This is a genomic window from Streptomyces sp. NPDC018019 (assembly GCF_044327805.1).
In the GTDB taxonomy this organism is placed as follows: domain Bacteria; phylum Actinomycetota; class Actinomycetes; order Streptomycetales; family Streptomycetaceae; genus Streptomyces.
On the sequence record NZ_JBIRGD010000002.1, the window covers coordinates 338302 to 358509 of the forward strand.

General features: G+C 71.3%; 18 protein-coding genes and 2 pseudogenes. 11 read left to right on the forward strand and 9 right to left on the reverse strand.

The genetic code is table 11. The features are described from left to right. Positions 1-56: 56 nt before the first annotated feature. Positions 57-305 (forward strand): annotated as a pseudogene (locus ACH4FX_RS04705) (carotenoid oxygenase family protein); the annotation flags it as partial. Between the two features lie 89 nt (positions 306-394). Here the strand turns inward: ACH4FX_RS04705 and ACH4FX_RS04710 are convergent. The 5 genes from ACH4FX_RS04710 to ACH4FX_RS04730 all read right to left on the reverse strand — a co-directional run bounded on the left by ACH4FX_RS04710 (position 395) and on the right by ACH4FX_RS04730 (position 5165). Beyond that, positions 395-2161: an ABC transporter ATP-binding protein gene (locus tag ACH4FX_RS04710; protein WP_398475125.1), complete on the reverse strand. Its 1767-nt coding sequence runs from the start codon at positions 2159-2161 to the stop codon at positions 395-397. A gap of 151 nt (positions 2162-2312) precedes the next feature. Then, positions 2313-2729 (reverse strand): lasso peptide biosynthesis B2 protein, encoded by a 417-nt coding sequence (locus tag ACH4FX_RS04715; protein WP_398475127.1) that lies wholly within the window; start codon positions 2727-2729, stop codon positions 2313-2315. A gap of 44 nt (positions 2730-2773) precedes the next feature. After that, positions 2774-3031, reverse strand: a complete 258-nt coding sequence (locus tag ACH4FX_RS04720; RefSeq protein ID WP_398475129.1) for a lasso peptide biosynthesis PqqD family chaperone — start codon at positions 3029-3031, stop codon at positions 2774-2776. Between the two features lie 22 nt (positions 3032-3053). Beyond that, positions 3054-4913 carry a lasso peptide isopeptide bond-forming cyclase gene (locus ACH4FX_RS04725; protein WP_398475131.1) on the reverse strand — a complete coding sequence of 620 codons (1860 nt, stop codon included), beginning with the start codon at positions 4911-4913 and terminating at the stop codon, positions 3054-3056. A 144-nt stretch (positions 4914-5057) separates the two neighbouring features. After that, a complete protein-coding gene (locus tag ACH4FX_RS04730) occupies positions 5058-5165 on the reverse strand; it encodes a keywimysin-related RiPP (protein WP_242577869.1) in 108 nt (35 codons plus the stop codon). Positions 5166-6127: 962 nt separating this feature from the next. Between ACH4FX_RS04730 and ACH4FX_RS04735 the strand changes: the two genes are divergently transcribed. From ACH4FX_RS04735 to ACH4FX_RS04765, 7 genes and pseudogenes are all read left to right on the forward strand, one after another. After that, entirely contained in the window at positions 6128-6853 is a 726-nt protein-coding gene (locus ACH4FX_RS04735; RefSeq protein ID WP_398475133.1) for a BTAD domain-containing putative transcriptional regulator, read from the forward strand. 89 nt (positions 6854-6942) lie between these two features. Next, on the forward strand, positions 6943-7938 hold the full coding sequence (locus ACH4FX_RS04740; RefSeq protein WP_398475135.1) for a tetratricopeptide repeat protein: 996 nt from the start codon (positions 6943-6945) through the stop codon (positions 7936-7938). Positions 7939-7976: 38 nt separating this feature from the next. Further along, positions 7977-8273, forward strand: coding sequence for a tetratricopeptide repeat protein (locus ACH4FX_RS04745; protein WP_398475137.1), 297 nt, complete (start codon positions 7977-7979; stop codon positions 8271-8273). Positions 8274-9110: 837 nt separating this feature from the next. Continuing rightward, positions 9111-9434, forward strand: coding sequence for a type VII secretion target (locus ACH4FX_RS04750; protein WP_398475139.1), 324 nt, complete (start codon positions 9111-9113; stop codon positions 9432-9434). A 7-nt stretch (positions 9435-9441) separates the two neighbouring features. Next, complete coding sequence (locus ACH4FX_RS04755) at positions 9442-10707, forward strand: amidase domain-containing protein (protein WP_398475141.1); 1266 nt, start codon at positions 9442-9444, stop codon at positions 10705-10707. Then, complete coding sequence (locus ACH4FX_RS04760) at positions 10707-11096, forward strand: hypothetical protein (protein ID WP_398475143.1); 390 nt, start codon at positions 10707-10709, stop codon at positions 11094-11096. The genes ACH4FX_RS04755 and ACH4FX_RS04760 overlap by 1 nt, the downstream gene beginning before the upstream one ends. 166 nt (positions 11097-11262) lie before the next feature. Next, positions 11263-11415 (forward strand): annotated as a pseudogene (locus ACH4FX_RS04765) (acyl-CoA dehydrogenase family protein); the annotation flags it as partial. A 75-nt stretch (positions 11416-11490) separates the two neighbouring features. Here ACH4FX_RS04765 and ACH4FX_RS04770 read toward each other — a convergent pair. Next, complete coding sequence (locus tag ACH4FX_RS04770; protein WP_398475145.1) at positions 11491-13041, reverse strand: AMP-binding protein; 1551 nt, start codon at positions 13039-13041, stop codon at positions 11491-11493. Positions 13042-13398: 357 nt separating this feature from the next. Here ACH4FX_RS04770 and ACH4FX_RS04775 point away from each other — a divergent pair, with 357 nt between their 5' ends. Both ACH4FX_RS04775 and ACH4FX_RS04780 read left to right on the forward strand, forming a co-directional pair. After that, on the forward strand, positions 13399-15261 hold the full coding sequence (locus tag ACH4FX_RS04775; protein ID WP_398475147.1) for an alpha-L-fucosidase: 1863 nt from the start codon (positions 13399-13401) through the stop codon (positions 15259-15261). Positions 15262-15317: 56 nt separating this feature from the next. After that, positions 15318-15935, forward strand: coding sequence for a TIGR03086 family metal-binding protein (locus ACH4FX_RS04780; RefSeq protein WP_398475149.1), 618 nt, complete (start codon positions 15318-15320; stop codon positions 15933-15935). A gap of 82 nt (positions 15936-16017) precedes the next feature. Here the strand turns inward: ACH4FX_RS04780 and ACH4FX_RS04785 are convergent, their stop codons facing one another. Next, positions 16018-16188 carry a hypothetical protein gene (locus ACH4FX_RS04785; protein ID WP_398475151.1) on the reverse strand — a complete coding sequence of 57 codons (171 nt, stop codon included), beginning with the start codon at positions 16186-16188 and terminating at the stop codon, positions 16018-16020. 387 nt (positions 16189-16575) lie between these two features. Next, positions 16576-17451: an Fpg/Nei family DNA glycosylase gene (locus ACH4FX_RS04790; protein ID WP_398475153.1), complete on the reverse strand. Its 876-nt coding sequence runs from the start codon at positions 17449-17451 to the stop codon at positions 16576-16578. A gap of 97 nt (positions 17452-17548) precedes the next feature. Here ACH4FX_RS04790 and ACH4FX_RS04795 point away from each other — a divergent pair, with 97 nt between their 5' ends. Further along, positions 17549-18970, forward strand: a complete 1422-nt coding sequence (locus ACH4FX_RS04795) for a lipase maturation factor family protein (protein WP_398475155.1) — start codon at positions 17549-17551, stop codon at positions 18968-18970. On the opposite strand, the gene ACH4FX_RS04800 is transcribed toward ACH4FX_RS04795, so the two are convergent. Then, entirely contained in the window at positions 18867-19952 is a 1086-nt protein-coding gene (locus ACH4FX_RS04800) for a tetratricopeptide repeat protein (RefSeq protein WP_398475508.1), read from the reverse strand. The two genes, ACH4FX_RS04795 and ACH4FX_RS04800, sit on opposite strands and share 104 nt — an antisense overlap. Positions 19953-20208 lie beyond the last annotated feature (256 nt).

The window sequence follows — 20208 nt, forward strand, 5'->3', positions numbered from 1 at the left end:
GCAGCACATACCTGCTGTCCCCGTGCCCCTCGGCTGTTCCGAGGGCGGAGACGAAGATGATCTGGGGGCACGGCTGCGGAGACCCGTCCGTTGGAGCCCGGTACGCGGCTTCGACGCCCGCCGAGCGAAGACCCGGCTCCGTCCCCGTGGAGCTGTGCGGCCAGTACTTCCGCAACGGACCCAACCCGCGCAGTGGCCGGCCACCCCACTCCTTCGCCGGCGACGGCATGGTCCACACCATCGCGCCGGCCCGCGGCCATCCCACCCGGTACCGCAACCGCTACGTGCGTACCCCGCTGTACGCGCAGCCGGGCGCCTCCCGCCTCGCCCTCGCGGCGCGTTCTTCGCCTGCTCGGGGTTCGGCCCTCGGCGGAGCGCTGTCTGTGGGAAAGGATCAAGGCTCCGGGATCGGCGCCAGGGGGCCGTGCCGTCGCCCGGGGCCGATCAGCTGTGTGCTCGCCAGTTCGGCATACAGGGAGTCGCGTGCCAGCAGTTCGGTGTGGGTTCCCAGGGCCCGTATCCTCCCGGCTTCCATGACCAGGATGCGGTCGGCGGTGGTCACGGTGGACAGACGGTGCGCGACGACCAAGACGGTGGTGCGGCGCGCGGTGTCCGTGATGGTGTCACGCAAAGCCGCCTCGTTGGCCGCGTCGAGCTGGGAGGTGGCCTCGTCGAGCAGGAGCAACCGGGGCCGGCGGAGCAGGGCCCGGGCGATCGCAACACGCTGCCGCTCGCCGCCAGAGAGCCGACTGCCGCGGTGGCCTACTTGGGTGTCCAGACCGTGCGGCAGGCGAGCCGTCACCGTATCGAGCCGAGCCAGGCCAAGCACGCCGTCGATCTGTTCGTCGGTGACGTCGGCTGCGCCCAGCGTCAGGTTGTCGCGCAGGGACCCGGCGAGGACGGTCGCGTCCTGTTCGACGTAGCCGATGGCGGCGCGGAGTTCGGCGAGGGGCCATTCGCGCACGTCCCTGCCGTCCAGTAGGACGCGGCCGGCATCCGGCTCGTAAAAGCGCTCGATGAGGGCGAAAACGGTGGTCTTGCCCGCACCGGACGGTCCGACGAGCGCGGTCATACCTCCGGCGGGGATAGTGAAGGAGACGTCCCGGTGGGTCGGTGGGAGTTCTGGCCGGTAGGCGAAGCGCACGTGCTGGAAGGTCACGGCCGCGGGGCGTCGGTGCCGCTCGTGAAAGCCCGAGGGCCGCCGCGAAGCCGCGGCCGCCTCGTCGCTGCGTCGTTCCGTACCCTCCGGTTCCGTGGACCCCACTTCTTCGGCCTCCAGCGCCTCGGCTTCCCGGATGCGAACGGCGGCGGCCGCACCGATCTGCAGATGGCCCACGCCTTCGACCAGTTGGCCGATCCGGGGGGCGAGGGCGAAGAGGTAGAGGAGGAAGGCGACGAGTGTGGAGACGCCGACGGCACCGGAGGCCACGCGCGCGCCGCCCACTCCGAGTACGACCAGAAAGCAGACCTGGAGGACCACGGCCGACAGGGTGGCGGAGGCCGCCTCCCACGCGGCGGCGCGCACACCCGTACGGCGGGCGTACTCGGCCGCACGGTACAGCGCCGCGGTCGCGTGCGGCTCGGCACCCGCCGCTTTGACGGTGCGCAGGGCGCCCAGGGTCCGTTCGAGTCCGGCCCCCAGGCGACCGACGGCTTCCTGCGTGTGCCGGGTGGCCCGGCCGATGTGCGGGGTCACCACGATGACGACGAGGCCGACGAACGCGATCACGGCGAGGGTGACGCCCAGCAGCACTACGTCCAGCAGACCCATCATCACGACGGTCGCCACGGTGATCAGAGTGCCGGTGACCGCGGCCGACACGGCCTGGGGGGCGGCGCGCCGCAGCAGCACGGTGTCGGAGGTGACGCGGGCGATCAGGTCGCCCGGCTCGGTGTGTTCGATCACCGGCACGCGCAGGCGCGGAAGAAGGTGGGCCAGCCGGCGCCGGGCGGTGCAGACGATGGACTCGGCGGAGCGGTCGAGCACGTAGTGGCCGAGGCCCGCGAGGAGTCCGCCGGCCACCACCAGCGTGCTGAGGATCACCATGGGGCCTGCGGCCGGCCGCCCTTGACCGATGAGGTCCATCACTTGCTTGGCCGCCATCGGCTGGGCCAGCCCCAGGAAGCTGCCCAGCAGGCCGAGCCCGACACCGGCGAGCATGCGTCCGCGTTGCGGCCGGAGCTGGCCGGCGAGAGTCCGGAGGCCGGACCACGCGGAACCGGGTCGGGGGCCACGCTCCGGTTGTTCCGGGAGGTGCGCCTGACCGCCGTCCGTACGGCCTGTCTCGACCGGGGGTGCTGAGGTCACCGCCTCACTCCACGGTGAAGAAGCGCTGGAAGTAGGAGGCCGGTACGTTCTCACCCACGAGTTCTCCTTCGGCCTCCACCCAGGCGTGCGCGGCGAATGGAGGGCGTGCGCGGACTCCCACACACCAGGCCGGCCACTGCCCCTGGAGACGGCACAGCAGCACAGTGGCCAGGGAACGCGGCAGACACCCTTTGCTCCCTCCGGCGGCCAGGCTCACGGCGAGCACCGTCTGCCGGGCACGTGCCGCCTCGGCGAGCGTGGCGGGCCTCGCCCCGCGCCGCAGCCGGCTCAGGACGACGCGGATACGGTCGGGGGGCAGCATGGCCAGGACATGGGCGCAGCCCACCGCCACCCTGGCCGTGTAGCGGCGGGCCAGGGGAATGGAGCGGGGACGGTAGGGGACCGCTTCCGGCGTCGACATGGTGTACCTCTTCCCTGGGGCCAGGCGCGTGCCCGGTGCGGCGGCTACGGTGCGATGAGGCCCGCGGAGCGCAGGTCGTCGATGATGCGGGTGACGTCTTGGGTGGCCAGGTCGGTGTCGACGTCCTCATAGCGCCCGGTCAGCGCCTCCACCGCCTGGCCGATGCCCTGGCCGTCCAGGAGCGTCTGGAGGACGACGGCTGCCGTGGGGTTGAGGGTCCAGTATTCGGCGCTCTTCTGGTCGAGCAGCGCCATGCCGTACTCGGTCTCGGTCAGCAGAACACCGGGCTTCAGCGCGTACATCGCCTTCACCTCTCCTGTTCGGTCAGCGGCCGGGCGGTGCCGGCGTCATCTCACGGGAGCGCAGCCACACTTCGCAGGCCACGGTCGGATGCAGCAGGTAGCTTTCCGTCTCCGCGGACAGCGAGCGGCGGCACCATTCCCGCAGGGCGTCCGCATCGATCAGGCCGAGCCGGCCCAGCCGGGAATCCTCGCAGAGTGCCAGCAGCCGGCTGCGGTGGCGCCGCAGCCCGGTCTCTTCCTCGAAGGTGGCGTTGGCCTTGGTGCCGCGCGTGCGGACGGCTTCCGGCACGATGCCGCGCATGGCCTCGACGATCAGTGGTTTGTAACGCCAGGGGCTGATCCGGTCCGGTGTCCGGACGGCGAGGCATGCTTCGATGACGCGGTCGTCGTAGTAAGGGGCGGCCACGGTGATCCCCAGGGGCGCGGCCATCTGCCCGATGTGCCGGGTCCACTGGGAGATGCCGTCCATCGCGGCCAGCTCCCGGTGTTCGCCGTGTCCCCTGCCCCGCGGTGCGGCGTCCGGGAGGCAGGAGTTGAGCAGTTCGCGCGCCGCCGCGACGGCCTCGGACGTGGCCCAGGGCGGCATCCGAGGAGGCACGGACCAGTCGAGCAGCGGCTCGTCCGCGGCCGCCGCCGGCTTGGTCAGGTCCCGGGCGACCCGGGCGAGCCAGGACCGGTAGGAGCGGCGGTCCGCGAGTTGGCGCAGCACCTTGCGCCGGGGCCACTGGTACTTGGCCGCGTACCCGCGCACGTCCCGCAGGGCGACGAAGGGGCGGGCGGATATCAGGGCGTGCAACCGGGCAGGCGTCCCGGCCAGGAGTTCGTCGCCTCCCAGCCCGGTCAGATGCAGGTCGGCCCCCCGGGCGGCCGCCAGCGCCACGAGATGCATGCGGCGGTTGCGGTCGACCGTGAGCATGCTGGGCGTGTCCAGGACATCCTGGAGCGTGTCGACACCGTCGAACGTCAGGGCCGTGTCCTCGGCGGGCACGATGTGATGCTCGACCGCCCCCAGGGCCCGGACGGTCCGCCGCGCCCAGTGCACATCGTCGCCGAGTTCGTCGTGGAGGGCGGCCGTGTACGCGACGACCTGCGCGTCCCCCCGTGCCGCGGCGCAGCACACGGCGGTCGAATCCAGGCCGCCCAGGTCCGCCGTCACCAGGTCACGTCCCCGCGTGCGCACGTCGACGGCGGCGGTCAGCACCTCGCGAAGGCGCGCGGCCCCCTCCGCCAGGGGCACCTCGGGGTCGGGCGGTGACCACCACCGGATCGACCGGGCCCGCCCGTGGGCGTCGAGACACAGGTAATGGCCGCCGGGCAGGGCGTGGACGTCCCGCCACTGTGGTGATCCGGACAAGGGATGGGGTACGCCCAAGGTGAGCAGCTCCAGGGCGAGCCGGCGTTCGTCCAGCGCCGCGCCGACCAACTCGGCCAGCACGTCGGCCCGGTCGGCGGCGACAGTCACCCGGCCGGACGCCGGGGAGGCGGCGTCGGCGTGGAACACCCGCCGCAGGTCGACGACTCCGCCCTGCACTCGGACCCGGCCGCCCGAGCTGGCCATGAGATGGAAGCTGCCGGCCCACGCGGTGCTGTACCGGTCCAAAGCCGTCAACGACGCCGCGGTGCTTGCCGACGCGGCGGCACGCTGGGCCTCCTGGCGAGTGACGGAGTGTTCCCCGATCACGGCGACGCGGGTGTCGCCGTGTACTCCCACGATGGCCGTCTGCGCAGCCCATCGGCCCACCAGCCAGGGCCTGCCGGACGCATGGGCCAGACTGTGCGACGCGTAGGAGAGTGCCTTCGCGGCGACCGGTGCGGCCGCGTCGGTGTCGGGCAGGACGACGAACCAGCTGGGCAGGGCCGTCAGGGACAAGGGCTCTTCCACTGCTACGCCCTTCGGTCGGTGGGGCTTCGGGAGCGGAGAGGGGCACCGGCGGGCGGGCTCGACCGACCGCGGGCCGGGCCGACGCGCGGCCGGCCCGGCCCTGGGCACGGTGCGGGTCCGCTCAACGATCCCGCCCCGGTCGGATCAGAGGAGCTGCTTACCGCCGAGAACGTCCTTGGGACCGGTGTTCTTGACGCCCGTTACCTTTCGGAAGCCGCCGACCTTGGTGAGTGTGGGACGCTCGTACGTCATGGTCGCACTCCTTTTCCCTTGGGAACTGACGGGAATCACGGGGGCCTGGCCGGCCCAAGGCGAAAACGTTCGCGCCTTCGCTCCGCGAGCGGTCGTGACCGCGACGCAACCGTAAGAGCGACGAGAGCATCATTACAATGATCTGCTCACAGTGATGTGTAGTGCGCTGGGGGCGGGTGTTCCGGCTGTAAAGACACGGTGTGATTCCATGCGCCCCTCGGTTGTGACACAAACCGGTTTGAAGCCGCTGACCCCTGATCACCTGCTGCTCGGGTCGCCCGCAGCGGGCCAGGGCCTCAGGCGTCACCGTTCCCTCCCGCCGCGCCCCCGTGGATCGTTCCTCGACAACTCGGCAAAGAGGTTTCTTTCCCTGACTGCTCCATTGCGGATTCGACGGCCGTCCACGGCGCCGCAGAATTTCTGCCTGGATACTTCAGCCCATTTTTCATGCTGCGTACCCATCGACCGCCCTTACGTGGTTTTCCGGGCGAACGCGTGGAAGACCGGCAAGGAGAGACATCGAAGGCGAGACGTGAGGTGTCCATGGCCGGCGCTGCGGGGGACGAGCGGCATTTACGGTTCACGGTGCTGGGACCGGTCGGGGTCTGGCGCGGGGAACGGCAGCTCGATGCCGGTTCGCCGCGCCAACGGGCGTTGCTTGCCGTCCTGTTGATGCAGGATGGACGTAGCACACCGGCGGTGGAGTTGATCCGTGCCCTGAGGGGCGAGAACCCGCCGCCCACCGCGATGGCCGCCCTGCGTGGGTATACGGACCGGCTGCGCAACACCTTCGGGCCGGACGCCGCCATGCTGGTATGCGAGTCGGATGGCCACGCGTTGCGCGTCGGTGAGGGCGCGTTCGACCTGGCACGCGCCGAAGGGCTCGCGGCCGAGGCCGAGCAGACACGTCGCTGCGGTGACCCGGCCCGCGCTCGCGAACTGCTGGCCCAGGCCCTGGACCTGTGGACGGTGAGCCGCTGGCCGGCGCACCGGGCCCGTACTGCGCCACCTGGCGCGCCCGCCTGGAGGACCGCCGCCTTGCCCTGCTGGAAACCCGCCTCGGCCTGGACCCGGAGACCGGCCGGAACACGGAGCTGGTCGCGGAACTGACCGCCCTGACAGCCGAGCACCCGCTGCGCCATCGGCTACGGGAACTTCTAACGCCGGCGCAACACCGCGGCGAGTGCCAGGCCGAAGCGCCGACCACCGACCCCGCTCCCAACTGTGACACCGCCTCCTCGACGGAACCCTCCGACCGGGACCGGCGCGTCCTGCGGGCCGTCCCCCGCCGGTCCCCCACCAAGAAGGGGCGCCCAGGGCATGCGGGTGCGGGCGCGGCTCAGGTCCGGCCCGCTCAGCTTCCAGCCGACGCCCGGGATTTCACCGGGCGTGCCGCGCTGGTCGAGGAGTTGGGTGCGCAACTCGCCGCAGCGGGCGGACCGGTCATGGTCATCTCGGCGGTCGGGTGCATCGGCGGCGTTGGCAAGACGGCGCTGGCGGTGCATGTCGCCCATGCGGCCCGGTCGCATTTCCCCGACGGGCAGCTGTACGTCGATCTCCAGGGCACCGGACGGCGTCCGGCCGATCCGGGGACGGTGCTGTGGGGTTTTCTGCAGGCTCTGGGAGTACCGGACTGCGCCGTACCCGGGGACTGGCCGACAAACTGGCCGACGAGCGCCTGCGCCTGACCGAACTCCAGGCCGGAGACCTCGGCGTCCAGGCCACCCTCGAGCTGGGCTAGGGGCAGCTCTCCGCCCAGCAGGCCCGTGCCTTTCGGATGGTGGCCCTGCCGTGCGGGCCGGACATCTCCCTGGGCGCCGCCGCGGCCGTACTCGGCCTGCGCACCGAAGACGCCAGAAGGACGCTGGAGTCTCTGGTGGACGCCTCACTGCTGGAATCCCCCGCGCCGGACCGCTACCGCTACTACGACCTCGTCCGTCTCCATGCCCGCGCCTGCGCCGAACGTGACGAGCCGCAGGAGCAACGCACGGCGGCGCGGTTGCGGTTGCTGGACTTCTACCTGGCCACGGCCGCCCGTGTGTACACGATGAACCGGCCCGCAGAGCCGCTGCTGGACCACCTGGAATCCACCCGACACCCCGGCAGGGCCTTCGACGACTGGAACAGCGCCCTGGACTGGCTCTACACGGAGGCCGGGAACCTGCTGGCCTGCGCCCGCGCCTCGGCCGGCGGGCCCATGCTGCGCCGCGCGGCCGACCTCCTGCTGGTGACCAAGGACCTGGCCGACGCGGGCACGGGCGCCCGGCAGTACGAACAGACCATCGCCCACCCGCTGACGGCCGCCCAGGACGCGCGGGACACCCATGCCGAGGGCCGGCTGCGCCTGCCCATGATCCACCTCTATGTCATGGCCGGCCGCCTCGATGAGGCCGACCGTCAGGCGCAGACCGCCATGGCGCTCCGGCGCCACTGCAAGGACCCCGTCCTCTCCTCCCAGGCCCTCAACGAAAGCGGCATCATCGCGAGCATGCACGGCCGCCACGAAGACGCAGAGACACTTCTGACGCAGGCGCTCGCCGCCTTTCGCAGCTACGGAGCCCAGAACAGCGTCGCCAGCGCACTGGCCAACCTCGCCCGTACTTACCAGGACACCGGCCGCACCGACGAAGGGGTGGCCCTGGCCGAGCAGTGCCTGGCCCTCTACCAGGAAATCGGAGCGACAGTACGGCTGGCCGCTGGCCACTACGAACTCGGTGTGACCCTGACGCAGGCCGGGCGCCCGGAAGACGCCTTGCACCAACTCGAACCGTAGCCATCTACCAAGACAGCCGGCAATGCCTGTGGGAGGCGATGACGTACTGGCGTATGGCCGAAGCCCACCTCTCCGCAGGCCGGCCCGCTCAGGCCGCGAAGCTGGCCGAAACGGCCCTCGCCATCCTGCACGGCCCCAGTGGCCAATGGGCCCGCGCCAACGCTCTCACCGTCCTCGGTCAGGCCCTGCGGCAAACCGGGCATGCTGACCGGGCAAGCCGCTGCTGGCAGGAAGCACTGGAGATCTGCGAAGAACTGGGCTCCCGGGAAGCACCCGGGGTACGGAAACTGCTCAGCAGCAACCAGGCCGGCAGCACCGGGCGACCCGTACCCTGAAGGATGCCGCCGAGGCAGGCGGTCGGAGGGCGTCCGCACGATCTTCGAACTCCGCGCCCCACCCCGTCCTCTCCTACCGGCACGGATCAAATCCGATGAACCGGTGTACCGGGACCGCGTGCAGCAGCACGGAGCCATAGAGTCGATCAGCCTTCGCTGTTTTCCCTGCCCGAACCGAACTGATCTTCCGGCCTACGTGCGTTGAGCCACCCATCGCTGGAACTCGCGATGCCGGAATTGGCAAGAACCATCCGAGCCGATACGGGAGCCGACCGCGCAGGCATAGCAGGAACACCAGGTACCTCCGACCACCCCAGAATTCCACGACCCAGCACAGAACCGCCGCCATCATGCCGAGCGTCAGTGCGTCGAGAGCTGGCAGGGGCGCAAAAGCCCGGAGCCATCCGGAAGGTGCGTAGATAGTCCTCACCGTCATCGTCCGTGCGGCGCAGGTGAAGCCGGGCTGACCGAGAAGTCGTAGTCGTCCAGTGATCCGTGCGCCTGTCCGCTCCGCTTACTGATAACTGTGCGATGGCGGCGATGCCGACTTCCCGAAGTGGGGATTCGTTTCGCGGCGGTGCCCCGCGGCCAGGGTGAGACGCCAAACCGACGGCCGAGGAGGGCGGACTGATGCTCGCGCCGGCCGGCAGGCTTCGACCTCGCAATTGCATGGCCTCTCCCCGGCCAGGCAAGTCCCTCGCTTCCTCTGTGTATGGTGTCGTGCCGCTCGGCGCCGACGGACTGTCGGCGTGCTCCGCGGCCACGGCTCAACGAGCCGGTTTGTCCGCTCGGGGCCGTTTACGATGAGCCGGAAGGTTGATCGACGGGGACGGGGCCATGGGCGGCATCAACATCAACAGTCATGCTGTGCGGGCGACGGGCGGCGATATGAGCGCGCTGTCGCGGGAGGTGGCCCGCAAGCTGAACAATTCCCTGGAGGAGAGCCAGGCGACGGGTTTGGCGGATTCCGTCTGGGGCTGGGAGTGCGCCGAGCGCCTCTACTCCTGCGCGCTGACGTGGGAGGAGCACATGGTGAGTCTGGCGAAGAAGATGGGGGAACTGGGCGAGCGGTTGCAGGAAAGCGCCAGCAGCTACGACGCCCAGGACCAGGAAGCGGCTTCGCGGCTGCGGCACGGCCTGAACGACCTGGGAAAGGCGTGAGCGGCCGGTGGTGACCTACGAGGCGGTGATCAATGCCCGGCCTGAGAAGTGGCGTAAGGCCGCGGATGAATGGGTGACGCTCGCCCAGCACGCCCTGCGCGCAGCCCAGGACATCCGGGACAACGGCACCAAGCCGCTGGCCGACAACTGGACCGACGAGGTGGGTCAGAAAGCCGCGAAGGACTTCGAAAAGCTGGCCGACCAGCTGGAGTCCGCCTACGACATCCTGCTCGGCGGCAAGATGCTCTGCGAAGCCGTGGCCGACAGCATGGAGACCGCGCTGAGCTCGGCGCGCGAGATCAACGAACTCGCCCAGCGCTACAGCCTGCGCATCGGCGCGGACGGCCTGCCCGAGGGCGCGCCGATGCCCGGTGAGGACCCGGACAAGCTGCACGCGCGCGAGCGCATCGTGGCGCTGCGCGATCATGTGCTGCGGCAGGCCGGAGAGGCCGACAATACGGCCGCCGCGAAGTTCTCCATGCTGACGGACAAGGTGAACGTCACCGACCCCGGTGAAGCGCTCAAGGTGCAGAACAAGGCATCCCAGGCGGAGATGGAGATTCTCGGCGCCGAGATTCCCCGGGATGCGGGGGCAATGACCCAGCGCATGTGGTGGAACGGCCTGAGCGAGAAGCAGCGCCACGATCTGATGCTGGCCGACCCGGTCGCCCTGTCGAAGCTGGAAGGGCTGCCGGAGAGCGTCAAGCAGGAGATGCGCGGTACGGACGGCAAGTTCGACCGGGTCAAGATGGTCGAGTACGCGCTGGAGAACTGGGACCAGGACGACGAGATCGACTTCGGCAACAACTGCACCAACTTCGTCTCCGAATCCCTGGCGCACGCAGGAATGAAGGAGAAGGAGTCCATCTGGGGCAGCCGGGCCGACGACACCTGGATGAGGGGCCACCCGACCGGCCTCGACCTTCCCTTGATCAGTGACCTGGACCGGGCCGCGTTCTCCAAGACGTGGGCAGGTGCGGAAAACCAGCAGAATTTCATGCTGGACCACGGGGGCGAGGAAGTGCCGCGTGACCAGGTCCGTCCCGGTGACATCATCTACTACGAGCAGGTCGGCGACAACAGCCAGATCGAAAAGGGAAACACCCACCACGCCGCCATCGTCACCGGCGTCATGCCGGACGGAGAGATCAAGTACACCCAGCACAGCGATCCGTATCGCAACGTCAGCCTCGACGGGCGCCTTCCCAACACGGAAAAGGCCGAAGGCAAGCAGAACGTGCGGATCGTGCGACCCCACCCGGACTGGTACTGATGGCCACGAACCAGGAATCACCGAGCAAGCCGGGGCTCGCCGCGCTGTGGGTGCCGGCCTTGGTGATTCTCGGCGTGCTCGCGAGCTTCGCCCAGTACTCCGCCAGAAAAGCCCACGAGAAGGCCGAATGGGCGCACTGCGGCGATCTGCCCCTGACCTGGCAGATGTACGTCTTCGCCTACGGAGCGCTCCTATGCGGACTGGGGGCGGTCGTCGCCTATATCCAACTGGCGAGGCGCGCCCACCGCACACCGACGGTTTTCAGCGGCTGGCGCGGCACGCTGGCGTTGGTGTCCATGCTGCTCGGCATCTTCCCGCTGCTGGGCGAAGCATTCGTCGTGTGGAGCTTGTACCAGCCCGCCCCCGGCGGGCCCATCACCTGCGTCTGAACCCGCTGATCAAGTGCGCGGGGCAGACAGACACCGCCGTATCCGGACGAGCTGGTGATCATCGTCGCCAAGGACGGCACCGTCGCCGGCAACGGGAATTGCTGGACGCCGAGGCGGCGACGCACCAGGAGGTCGGCCATCTGCTGGCGGAGATGGCCACGTACCCGCGGTGCGGGTGCACGGCGGGTACGGCTGTTCCACCGGGTTCGACGTGGGACGGTACTTTCGCGACGTGCCGCTGTTGAGCGGCGGCGAGGGGGCCGACGAGAACCAGAGGGACGTGATCGTAGGGCAGTTGATGCGGCGCGGTGGGCTGTGAGTGGGGAGCGGCGGGCCCGGTGGCGGGCCGGTGCTCGCCTGGGGCCGGGCCCCGGCCGGGTGCCCCGGCAAGCTCTCAGATCGCGCGGTCGTGCCCCGCCCAGTACGGTTCGCGCAGCCGTCGTTTGAACAGCTTTCCGGACTCGTCCCGTGGCAGGCTCTCCTCGAAGACCACCACCTTGGGCACCTTGTACGAGGCGAGCCGGTCGGCTACCTGGGCCCGGATGTCCTCGGCGGTGAGTGCGGCGCCCGGTTCCGGCTGGACGTGTGTGGCCAGTGCCTCGCCGAATTCCTCGTCGGGGATGCCGAAGACGGCCACGTCGCGCACCCCGTCGAGGCCGAGCAGACAGCCCTCGATCTCCACCGGGTAGACGTTGACGCCGCCGGTGATGACCAGGTCGGTGCGGCGGTCGCTGAGGTAGAGGTAGCCGTCGGCGTCGAGGTGGCCGATGTCGCCGATGGTGACGTAGCCGGGCAGGTGCTCGGCCTCCATCGCCGCGCGCTTGGCGGGGTCGCCGAGGTAGGTGAACTGGGGCCAGGTGTCGGACGGCTTGAGGTAGATCTCGCCGGTGCGGCCGGTGGGCAGCGGTGTGCCGTCGGGGCCCAGCACCGCCACCCCGCAGGTCTCCACGGCCCGGCCGACCGTACCGGGGTGCGCCAGCCACTCCTGGCTGTCGCACCAGGTGACGGCCCCGGTCTCGCTGCCGCCGTAGTACTCGCGCAGCACCGGCCCCAGCCAGTCGATCATGGCGTGTTTGACGTGCGGCGGGCAGGGTGCGGCGGCGTGCACGACCGAGGTGAGCGAGGACAGGTCGTAGCGCTCGCGGACCTCCTTGGGCAGCCGCAGCAGCCGGACGAACATGGTCGGCACCATCTGCACCTGCTCGATGCGGTGGCGTTCGACCAGCCGCAGGAACTCCTCGGCGTCGAAGCGCGGCATCAGGGTGATGTCCAGGCCGCCCGCGAGGGCCAGCACGGCGTGCTGGCTGGGCGAGGCGTGGTAGAGCGGGGCGGGGATCAGGGTGCGGCCGCCGGGGCGCACCGCGAAGTACTCGCAGAACTTCGCCACCGACTCGGCGAGCTGTTCCTCGCCGACCGGGTCGCGCAGCACCCCCTTCGGGCGGCCGGTGGTCCCCGAGCTGTAGATGACGGTGGAGGGCCGGCGGGCGGCGGCCCCGGCGAGCGGCGGGTGGTCCGCGAGCCAGGTGTCCAGGAGCGGGTGGCCGCCGGTCACCGGCGGGGGCGGGAAGCCGCAGGCCGCGGCGATGCCGTCGGGCACCGGGACCTCGATCAGCCGGGCCCGGGCGGGCAGCGCGGCGGCGACCCCGGGCAGCAGGTCGGTGTGCGCGAAGACGACCTTGCTGCCGCTGTCGCCGAGCACGTGGCGCAGTTCGTCGTGCCGGAAGTGCCAGTTGACGGGGACCGCCGAGGCGCCCAGCCGGGCCGCCCCGGCGGCGATCTCCAGGTGCGCGGGGTCGTTGCGCAGCACGATCGCGATCCGCTCCCCGGGTTCCACGCCCAGGGCGCGCAGGCCGGACGCGATGCGTGCGGCGCGTTCCTGGAACGCGGGATACGAGCGCTCCACTCCGGCGCAGCGGATGGCGGGGAGCGTGGCGGCGACGTCCATGCAGCCTCCAGACGGTTGCGGCTCGCGCCCATTGAACAGGTGCTTCCGCCTGCCCGCCAGGGTGCTGACAGGCCGTCAGTACGGAATCGGGACAGGGCGGCGGGGTGGTGGGCTGTCGTGTCCGGCAGCGGGTGGCGGGGCGCCGGGCGTGCCATGAGGTCCGAGGTGTGGTGTCCGCACGGCCGTCGACCGCCCGTTTTCCGCCAGCGGTTCCCGGCCGGTGCTCCGATGCCTGTCCCGCCGGAGGGCTTCCGGCGCCGCAGCCGCGGCTGCACCATGCGGGATGACACGACGGGCATGCACATGACCGACCGCTGCCGGGAGGCCGGCCGGCGACCGACCGCGAAGGAGCACGCGATGCGCAGCCGTACGAGACCGGCCCGGCTCCTCGGGTCCCTGGGCGGGGTGCTGGGGCTGCTCGGCACCCTGCTGACCGGCGCGGCGGCCCCGGCCGGCGCCACCGCCGCGGCCGGCCCGCCCGGTTCCGGCTCACACGTCGGAGCCGCCGGGCCGGGGACGAACCACGCCGTCGACGATCCCTTCACGTCCGGGCGCACCTCCTGGTGGCGCCAGGATCGTTTCGGCATGTTCCTCCACTTCGGCGCGTACTCGAACCTGGAGGGCGAGTACCGCCGCCCCGACGGCACGGTGTGCCGCAACGCCGAGTGGATCAAGCGCCAGTGCGCCATTCCCACCGATGTGTACGAGCGGCAGGCCGCCACGTTCGATCCCGCGGCGTTCGACGCCGAGGCCGTGGTCAGGACCGCCAAGGAGGCGGGCCAGCGTTACATCGTCATCACTTCCAAGCACCACGACGGCTACGCGATGTGGCCGACGAAGCAGAACCGGTGGAACCTGCGCGACCACTCGGCCTTCGACCCGCACCGCGACATCCTCGCCGAGCTGAAGCGCGCCGCCGACGCGGCGGGCGTCAAGCTCGGCTTCTACTACTCGATCTGGGACTGGCACGACCCCGACTTCGCGGACCCGGCCACCTTCCCGCGCTACAAGAAGCGGATGTACGCGCAGCTCAAGGAGCTGGTGGAGGGGTACGACCCGGCGCTGCTGTGGTTCGACGGCGAGTGGGACGCGGACAACCCCGTCAACCGGTGGTCACCGCGGGACGGCGCCGGCCTCCAGGCGTATCTGCACGGCCTCGACCCCGATCTGATCGTCAACAACCGGGTCGGCAAGAAGCGCGTCGTGGACGGCGACTACGGCACACCCGAGCAGGAGATCCCCGGTGAGCCGGTGGCCGGCCAGCTGTGGGAGAGCTGTATGACGCTCAACGACCACTGGGGCTTCGCCCGGTACGACACCAACTGGAAGTCCACCGCCACCGTCGTGCGCAACCTCCTCGCCGTCGCCGGGCGCGGCGGCAACTACCTCCTGAACGTGGGCCCGGACCGGCACGGCCGCATCCCGCAGGCGTCCGTGGACCGGCTCCGCGCCACCGGCCGCTGGCTGGCCGCGCACGGGCAGGGCGATGCCGTGTACGGCGCCGGGCACACCGGACTGGTCGCCGAGCCCTCGTGGGGCACGGTCTCCCGCAAGGGCGGCGTCCTGTACGCGTCCGTCACCGCCTGGCCCGCGCCCGGCACGTCCCTGCACCTGACCGCCAAGGCGCCGCTGCGCATCACGTCGTCGCGGGTCCTGGGAAGTACGCAGAAGATCGGCGTCACCCGCGCGGGCGACGGTTACGACCTCACCCCGTCCGGTCCGCCCACCGGCCCCGGGGCGACCGTCGTCCGGCTCGGCATCCGGCCGCCCGCCGCCGCGCCCGCCGGCCACGGCACCGGCCTGACGGCGCGGAGCTGGTCGAACGACGGCTTCTCCGGGCCGCCCGCGGTGACCACCGTGGACCCGGTGCTCAACAAGTCCTACCGCTTCGACGGCTCCCCCGCCGCCCGCGTCCCCGCCGACCACTTCAGCACCCGCTGGACCGGCACGCTCCGGCCGCGGTACAGCGAGACGTACACCCTCACCACCGTCTCGGACGACACCGTACGGGTGTGGGTGGACGGCCGGCTGGTCATCGACAACGGCATCCCGCACGAGCCGCGCACCGACCGGGCGGACGTGGCGCTCACCGCAGGGCACCGGCACGCGATCCGCGTCGAGCACACCGAACGGACCGGCGAGGCGTATCTGAAGCTGCTGTGGTCGAGTCCGAGCCAGTCGCAGCAGATCGTGCCGCGCGGTGCGCTGTACCCGTCGTGACCGCACCGTGCGTCGCGCCGCGGTGGCCGCCGTCACCGCTCCTATCCTCGGTGGGCATGAGCCAACACGAAGAGGACGGAAACCGCACCGGCGGGACGGGTGACCACGACGCGCTGCTGCGCCGGCACGGCGAGGCCATCGCCCTGTTCGGCAGCCGGGTCCACCGCGTGCGCGACGACCAGTGGGACAGCCCGACGCCGTGCGCCGAGTGGTCGGTGCGCGACCTGGTCGGCCACCTGACCGTGGAGCAGCTGTGGGTGCCGCGCCTGGTGCGGGACGGCGCCACGATCGAGGAGGTGGGGGACGCGTTCGACGGCGATCCGCTCGGCGCCGACCCGGCCGGCGCGTGGGACCGCGCGGCGGTGGCCGCGGTGGCGGCGTTCTCCGAGCCGGGAGCGCTGGACCGCACGGTCCACCTGTCGTCGGGGCCCGGCTCGGCGGCCGCGTACTGCTCGCAGATGATGATGGACGCGGTGGTCCACTCCTGGGACCTGTCGCGGGCCATCGGCGCGGACGAACGGCTGCCGCCGGAGCTGGCCACCGCCGCGCTGCGCGAGGTGGAACCGTACGCGGCCGAACTCGCCGGTACGTCCCTGTTCGCCGACCCCGTGACACCACCGCCCGGGGCCGGTGACCTGACCCGGCTGCTGTGCCTGCTCGGCCGCCGGCCGTGAGCCTGCGGCGGCGCCGGCGGCGGGCGTGTCCGCGGGCCGCGAGCGGCTCGCGGAGGCCCGCCGGCCGGCGCGCCGGGGCCGGTCAGTCGATGCCGCGGAAGATGTAGGGCTCGGCGGGGTCGTCGTCGCAGCCCGCGACTCTGACCGGGACACAGCGGCCCCAGACCTCCAGATTGCGGACTTCCCTGATCCGGCCCGGGCGCTCGCTCCGCTTGGGCCGCGGCTGCTTGCGTTGCGCGTTTTCCAATGCCACCACGCACTCCTTCATCAAGGGGACACTTCCGACGCGGTGGCGCCTTTGTACGAACCGGGACATCGGCCAGGGTTCGTGGCGCTTCCCGCGACGGGCCAAGGGTGTTGGCATCTCCCAGACAGGTCGTCCGTCGCCCACCAGATTAACGACCGCGACCGATGCCCGCTCGACATTTACCAGTTATGGCGGCAAGTCGGGGAGAATGCCTAGATTCCGCCTGGAGCCGCTCGCCCACCTCCGGGCCGGGCCCGCCGGGTTCCGCGGGGCCGGTGGCGCGCCCCGGGATATGCCTGCCGGATGTCTGCCCGGCATTCACCCGATTGCCGTACCCGACACGGTACGCGGCCGGAAACAGGCGGACGGATGGCCTGTGTGCCTCCGTGGGCGCTACTTCAGCAGCCGGGACATCCGCCGGTCGGCCAGCGGCTTGCCGCCGGTCTGGCAGGTGGGGCAGTACTGGAGCGAGGAGTCGCTGAAGGAGACCTCGCGGACGGTGTCCCCGCAGACCGGGCAGGGCTCGCCGGTCCGGCCGTGCACCCGCAGGCCGCTCTTCTTCTCCTTCTTGAGCTGCCCGGCGGCCACGCCCCTGGAGCGTTCCACCGCTTCGGTGAGCGTGTCCCGTACGGCGGCGTAGAGCCGGTCCGTGTCCTCGGCGCTGAACCGGGCCGCCGGCTTGAACGGCGACATGCGGGCCACATGCAGGATCTCGTCGGAATAGGCGTTGCCGATACCGGCCAGCACGCTCTGGTCGCGCAGGAAGCCCTTGATCTGGCGCCGCTCCCCTTCGAGCAGGTCCGCCAGGGACTCCCGCGTGAAGTCCGCCGCGAGCGGATCGGGGCCGAGGCGGGCGATGCCGGGGACCTGGGAGGGGTCGGTCACGCAGTAGACGGCCAGGCGCTTCTGCGTGCCGGCCTCGGTGAGGTCGAAGCCGGGTGCCGGGCCGTCCCCGTCGGGGCTCAGCCGTACGCGCAGCGCCAGCGGCCCCTTGCCGGGGCGCGGCGGGGCCTCCGGCAGCGCGTCCTGCCAGCGCAGCCAGCCGGCGCGCGCCAGATGGACGACCAGGTGCAGGTCGCCGACGGTGAGGTCCAGGAACTTCCCGTGCCGCGCCACCGCCGTGACCGTGCCGCCTTCCAGGGCGGTCAGCGGCGGGTCGTAGGTCTTGAGCACGTTGACGGCGGCCGGCTGGGCGCGGAGCAGGACACGGCCGACGGCGTGCCCTTCCAGGAATTCCCGCAGGGCTTCGACTTCCGGCAGTTCGGGCATGCCACCAGCCTGCACGGTGCGGCGGTCCGGTACATCTCGTGCGCGCCGCGTGCCGGTCCGGTGGCGGGACGGCCCGGCGGTGCTAGGGATAGGTCCTGTGGACTGGCTGACGGAGAGCGACGTGTGGCTGGGCCGGCTGGTGTTCCAGCGGCTGCTGGCCGTGCTGTACCTGGTGGCGTTCGTGGCGGCGGCGCGGCAGTTCCGGGCGCTGATCGGCGAGCGCGGTATGACGCCGGTGCCGGACTTCGTGCGGCGGGTGCCGTTCCGCGCGGCGCCCTCGGTGTTCCAGTGGCGTTACTCGGACCGGTTCTTCGCCCTGTGGTCCTGGGCCGGTGCCCTGCTGGCCGCGGCCGTGGCGGCCGGGGCGGCGGACGCCGTCCCGCCGGCCGCGGCGATGGCGATGTGGGCGGTGCTGTGGGCGATGTACCTCTCGATCGTCAACGTCGGGCAGACGTGGTACGGCTTCGGCTGGGAGTCCCTGCTGCTGGAGACCGGTTTCCTGGCCGTCTTCCTCGGCAACGACGACACCGCGCCGCCGGTGCTCGTCATGTGGCTGCTGCGCTGGCTGCTGTTCCGGGTGGAATTCGGGGCCGGACTGATCAAGATGCGCGGCGACCACTGCTGGCGCGATCTGACCTGCCTGTACTACCACCACGAGACGCAGCCCATGCCGGGCCCGCTGAGCTGGTTCTTCCACCGGCTGCCCAAGCCACTGCACCGGGTCGAGACGGCCGCCAACCACGTCGCGCAACTCGGCCTGCCGGTGCTGCTGTTCACCCCGCAGCCGGTGGCGACCTGGGCGGCGCTGGGGATCGTCGCGACACAGCTGTGGCTCGTGCTGTCCGGCAACTTCGCCTGGCTGAACTGGCTGACCATCGTGCTGGCCCTGTCCGCGGTGGACGCGTCCTGGATCGCCGGCCCGCCCGCGTTCGCCGCTCCCCCGGTCTGGTTCGGGGTGCTGACCGTGGCCGTCACCGTCTTCGTGGCGTACCGCAGCTACCGTCCGGTCCGCAATCTGCTGTCCCGGCAGCAGGTGATGAACACCTCCTTCGACCCGCTGCACCTGGTGAACTCCTACGGGGCGTTCGGCAGCGTCACCCGGGTGCGCCGGGAGATCGTCGTGGAGGGCACGGACTCGGCGGTGGCCTCGCCGGACGCGGTGTGGCGGGAGTACGAGTTCCGGGGCAAGCCGGGCGATGTACGGCGCATGCCGCGCCAGTACGCGCCGTACCACCTCCGGCTCGACTGGCTGATGTGGTTCGCGGCGCTCTCCCCCGCCTACGCGCGCAGCTGGTTCGGGCCGTTCGTGGAGCGCCTGCTGGTCAACGACCCCGACACGCTGCGGCTGCTGCGCCGCAACCCGTTCCCGGACGCGCCGCCCGCGCTGGTGCGCGCCCGGCTGTTCCAGTACCGCTTCACGACGTGGCGGGAACGGCGGGAGACCGGTGCGTGGTGGAACCGTACGGAGCTGCGGGACTTCCTGAAGCCGACGGGAGCAGCTCGGCGCGGAAGGCGATGACCATGTCGCGGGCGTGGCGCAGTCCGATCCGGCCGAAGTCGCGCTCCAGCTCGTCCAGTTCGGCGAGCGTCTGGTCCTTCGAACCGCCCAGCCGGGACCGCGACTTGACCAGGCCGAGACGGGACAGGGCGGTGCCGCGCGGCTCGTGCATCTCCTCGAACTCGCGCAGCGCCCCGGCGTAGACCGCGCATGCCTCGGCGTAGCGCCCGGCCCGGAACAGGACGTTGCCGCGCATCTTGTGGTTGTAGGCGAGAGCGCTGGCCAGGTCCATGGCGCGGCAGATCGTCTCGGCCTCGCTGAGCAGTTCCAGCGCCCGTTCCGTCTCGCCTTGTACGGACAGCACGTCGGCCACGCCGCGCAGCGACCAGGCGCGGCCCCGGGCGTCGTCGCCGTCGGCGGCTATGCGTGCGGACTCCTCGAACAGCTCCAGGGCCTTGGCGTAGTCGCCGGTGTTGCGGTGCATCTGGGCTATGCCGGACATCGCCCAGACCATGTGGCGGGCCTCGCCGTGCGCCCGGGCCTGTTCGAGCAGTTGCTCGTGCAGGTCGGCGACGGCCGCGTAGTCGCCCTGTATGCGGCCGGTCTCGGCGAGCCCGGCGAGGGAGTAACCGTGCGCGAGGCGGTCGCCGCCCTCGTCGGCGAGGGTGACGGCGTGGGCCAGCAGCCTGCGGGCCAGCGCGAGGGAGCCGCACTGCCGGGCGAGCGTGCCGCCGCTCCACAGGGCCCAGGACATCGCGCCCCGGTCACCGGCGGCGCGGGCGCTGCGGTAGCTCTCGCGCCAGGCCGTGCGCGCGTCGTCCACCCGTCCCAGGCGCCGGTTGGCCTCGGCGACGGCGAGCGCGGCCCGGGCGCGCTCCAGGTCGGTGCGGGCGTCGCGCCGCGCGCGGGCGGCCGTGGCGAGCACGTCCTCGTAGGACGAGTTCACGTTCAGGGCCGCGCCCAGCTCGCCTTGGTACTCCGGGGCGAATGCCTTGCCGTACATGTGTTCCGTGGCCTCCTGATCGCGCATGTGCTTGATCACGAAGCTACGGGCCGGCGGGGGTGCGACGAATCCCTCCGCGGATTGGTCATGCCGTATGCCTCGGGTCCTACGCGAGGGGGACCCGATCATCATCGGGACGTACGGGGAACCCGGTCTTCCGGCCGACCGGCTCCACCGGTTGCGCGTCATGCGGTCCGTGGCGCGCCTCTTGTCGAGGCAGCCCGGCCGGGTCACCCTGGCTACCGCATCCGCGATC

Excerpts from the sequence above, each read along its gene's own strand:
- ACH4FX_RS04710 (WP_398475125.1), bottom strand. The coding sequence starts at position 2,161 with ATGCTCGCCGGTGTCGGGCTCGGCCTGCTGGGCAGCTTCCTGGGGCTG.
- ACH4FX_RS04715 (WP_398475127.1), bottom strand. The coding sequence starts at position 2,729 with ATGTCGACGCCGGAAGCGGTCCCCTACCGTCCCCGCTCCATTCCCCTG.
- ACH4FX_RS04720 (WP_398475129.1), bottom strand. The coding sequence starts at position 3,031 with ATGTACGCGCTGAAGCCCGGTGTTCTGCTGACCGAGACCGAGTACGGC.
- ACH4FX_RS04730 (WP_242577869.1), bottom strand. The coding sequence starts at position 5,165 with ATGACGTACGAGCGTCCCACACTCACCAAGGTCGGCGGCTTCCGAAAG.
- ACH4FX_RS04740 (WP_398475135.1), top strand. The coding sequence starts at position 6,943 with ATGGTGGCCCTGCCGTGCGGGCCGGACATCTCCCTGGGCGCCGCCGCG.
- ACH4FX_RS04745 (WP_398475137.1), top strand. The coding sequence starts at position 7,977 with ATGACGTACTGGCGTATGGCCGAAGCCCACCTCTCCGCAGGCCGGCCC.
- ACH4FX_RS04750 (WP_398475139.1), top strand. The coding sequence starts at position 9,111 with ATGGGCGGCATCAACATCAACAGTCATGCTGTGCGGGCGACGGGCGGC.
- ACH4FX_RS04760 (WP_398475143.1), top strand. The coding sequence starts at position 10,707 with ATGGCCACGAACCAGGAATCACCGAGCAAGCCGGGGCTCGCCGCGCTG.
- ACH4FX_RS04770 (WP_398475145.1), bottom strand. The coding sequence starts at position 13,041 with ATGGACGTCGCCGCCACGCTCCCCGCCATCCGCTGCGCCGGAGTGGAG.
- ACH4FX_RS04775 (WP_398475147.1), top strand. The coding sequence starts at position 13,399 with ATGCGCAGCCGTACGAGACCGGCCCGGCTCCTCGGGTCCCTGGGCGGG.
- ACH4FX_RS04780 (WP_398475149.1), top strand. The coding sequence starts at position 15,318 with ATGAGCCAACACGAAGAGGACGGAAACCGCACCGGCGGGACGGGTGAC.
- ACH4FX_RS04790 (WP_398475153.1), bottom strand. The coding sequence starts at position 17,451 with ATGCCCGAACTGCCGGAAGTCGAAGCCCTGCGGGAATTCCTGGAAGGG.
- ACH4FX_RS04800 (WP_398475508.1), bottom strand. The coding sequence starts at position 19,952 with ATGTACGGCAAGGCATTCGCCCCGGAGTACCAAGGCGAGCTGGGCGCG.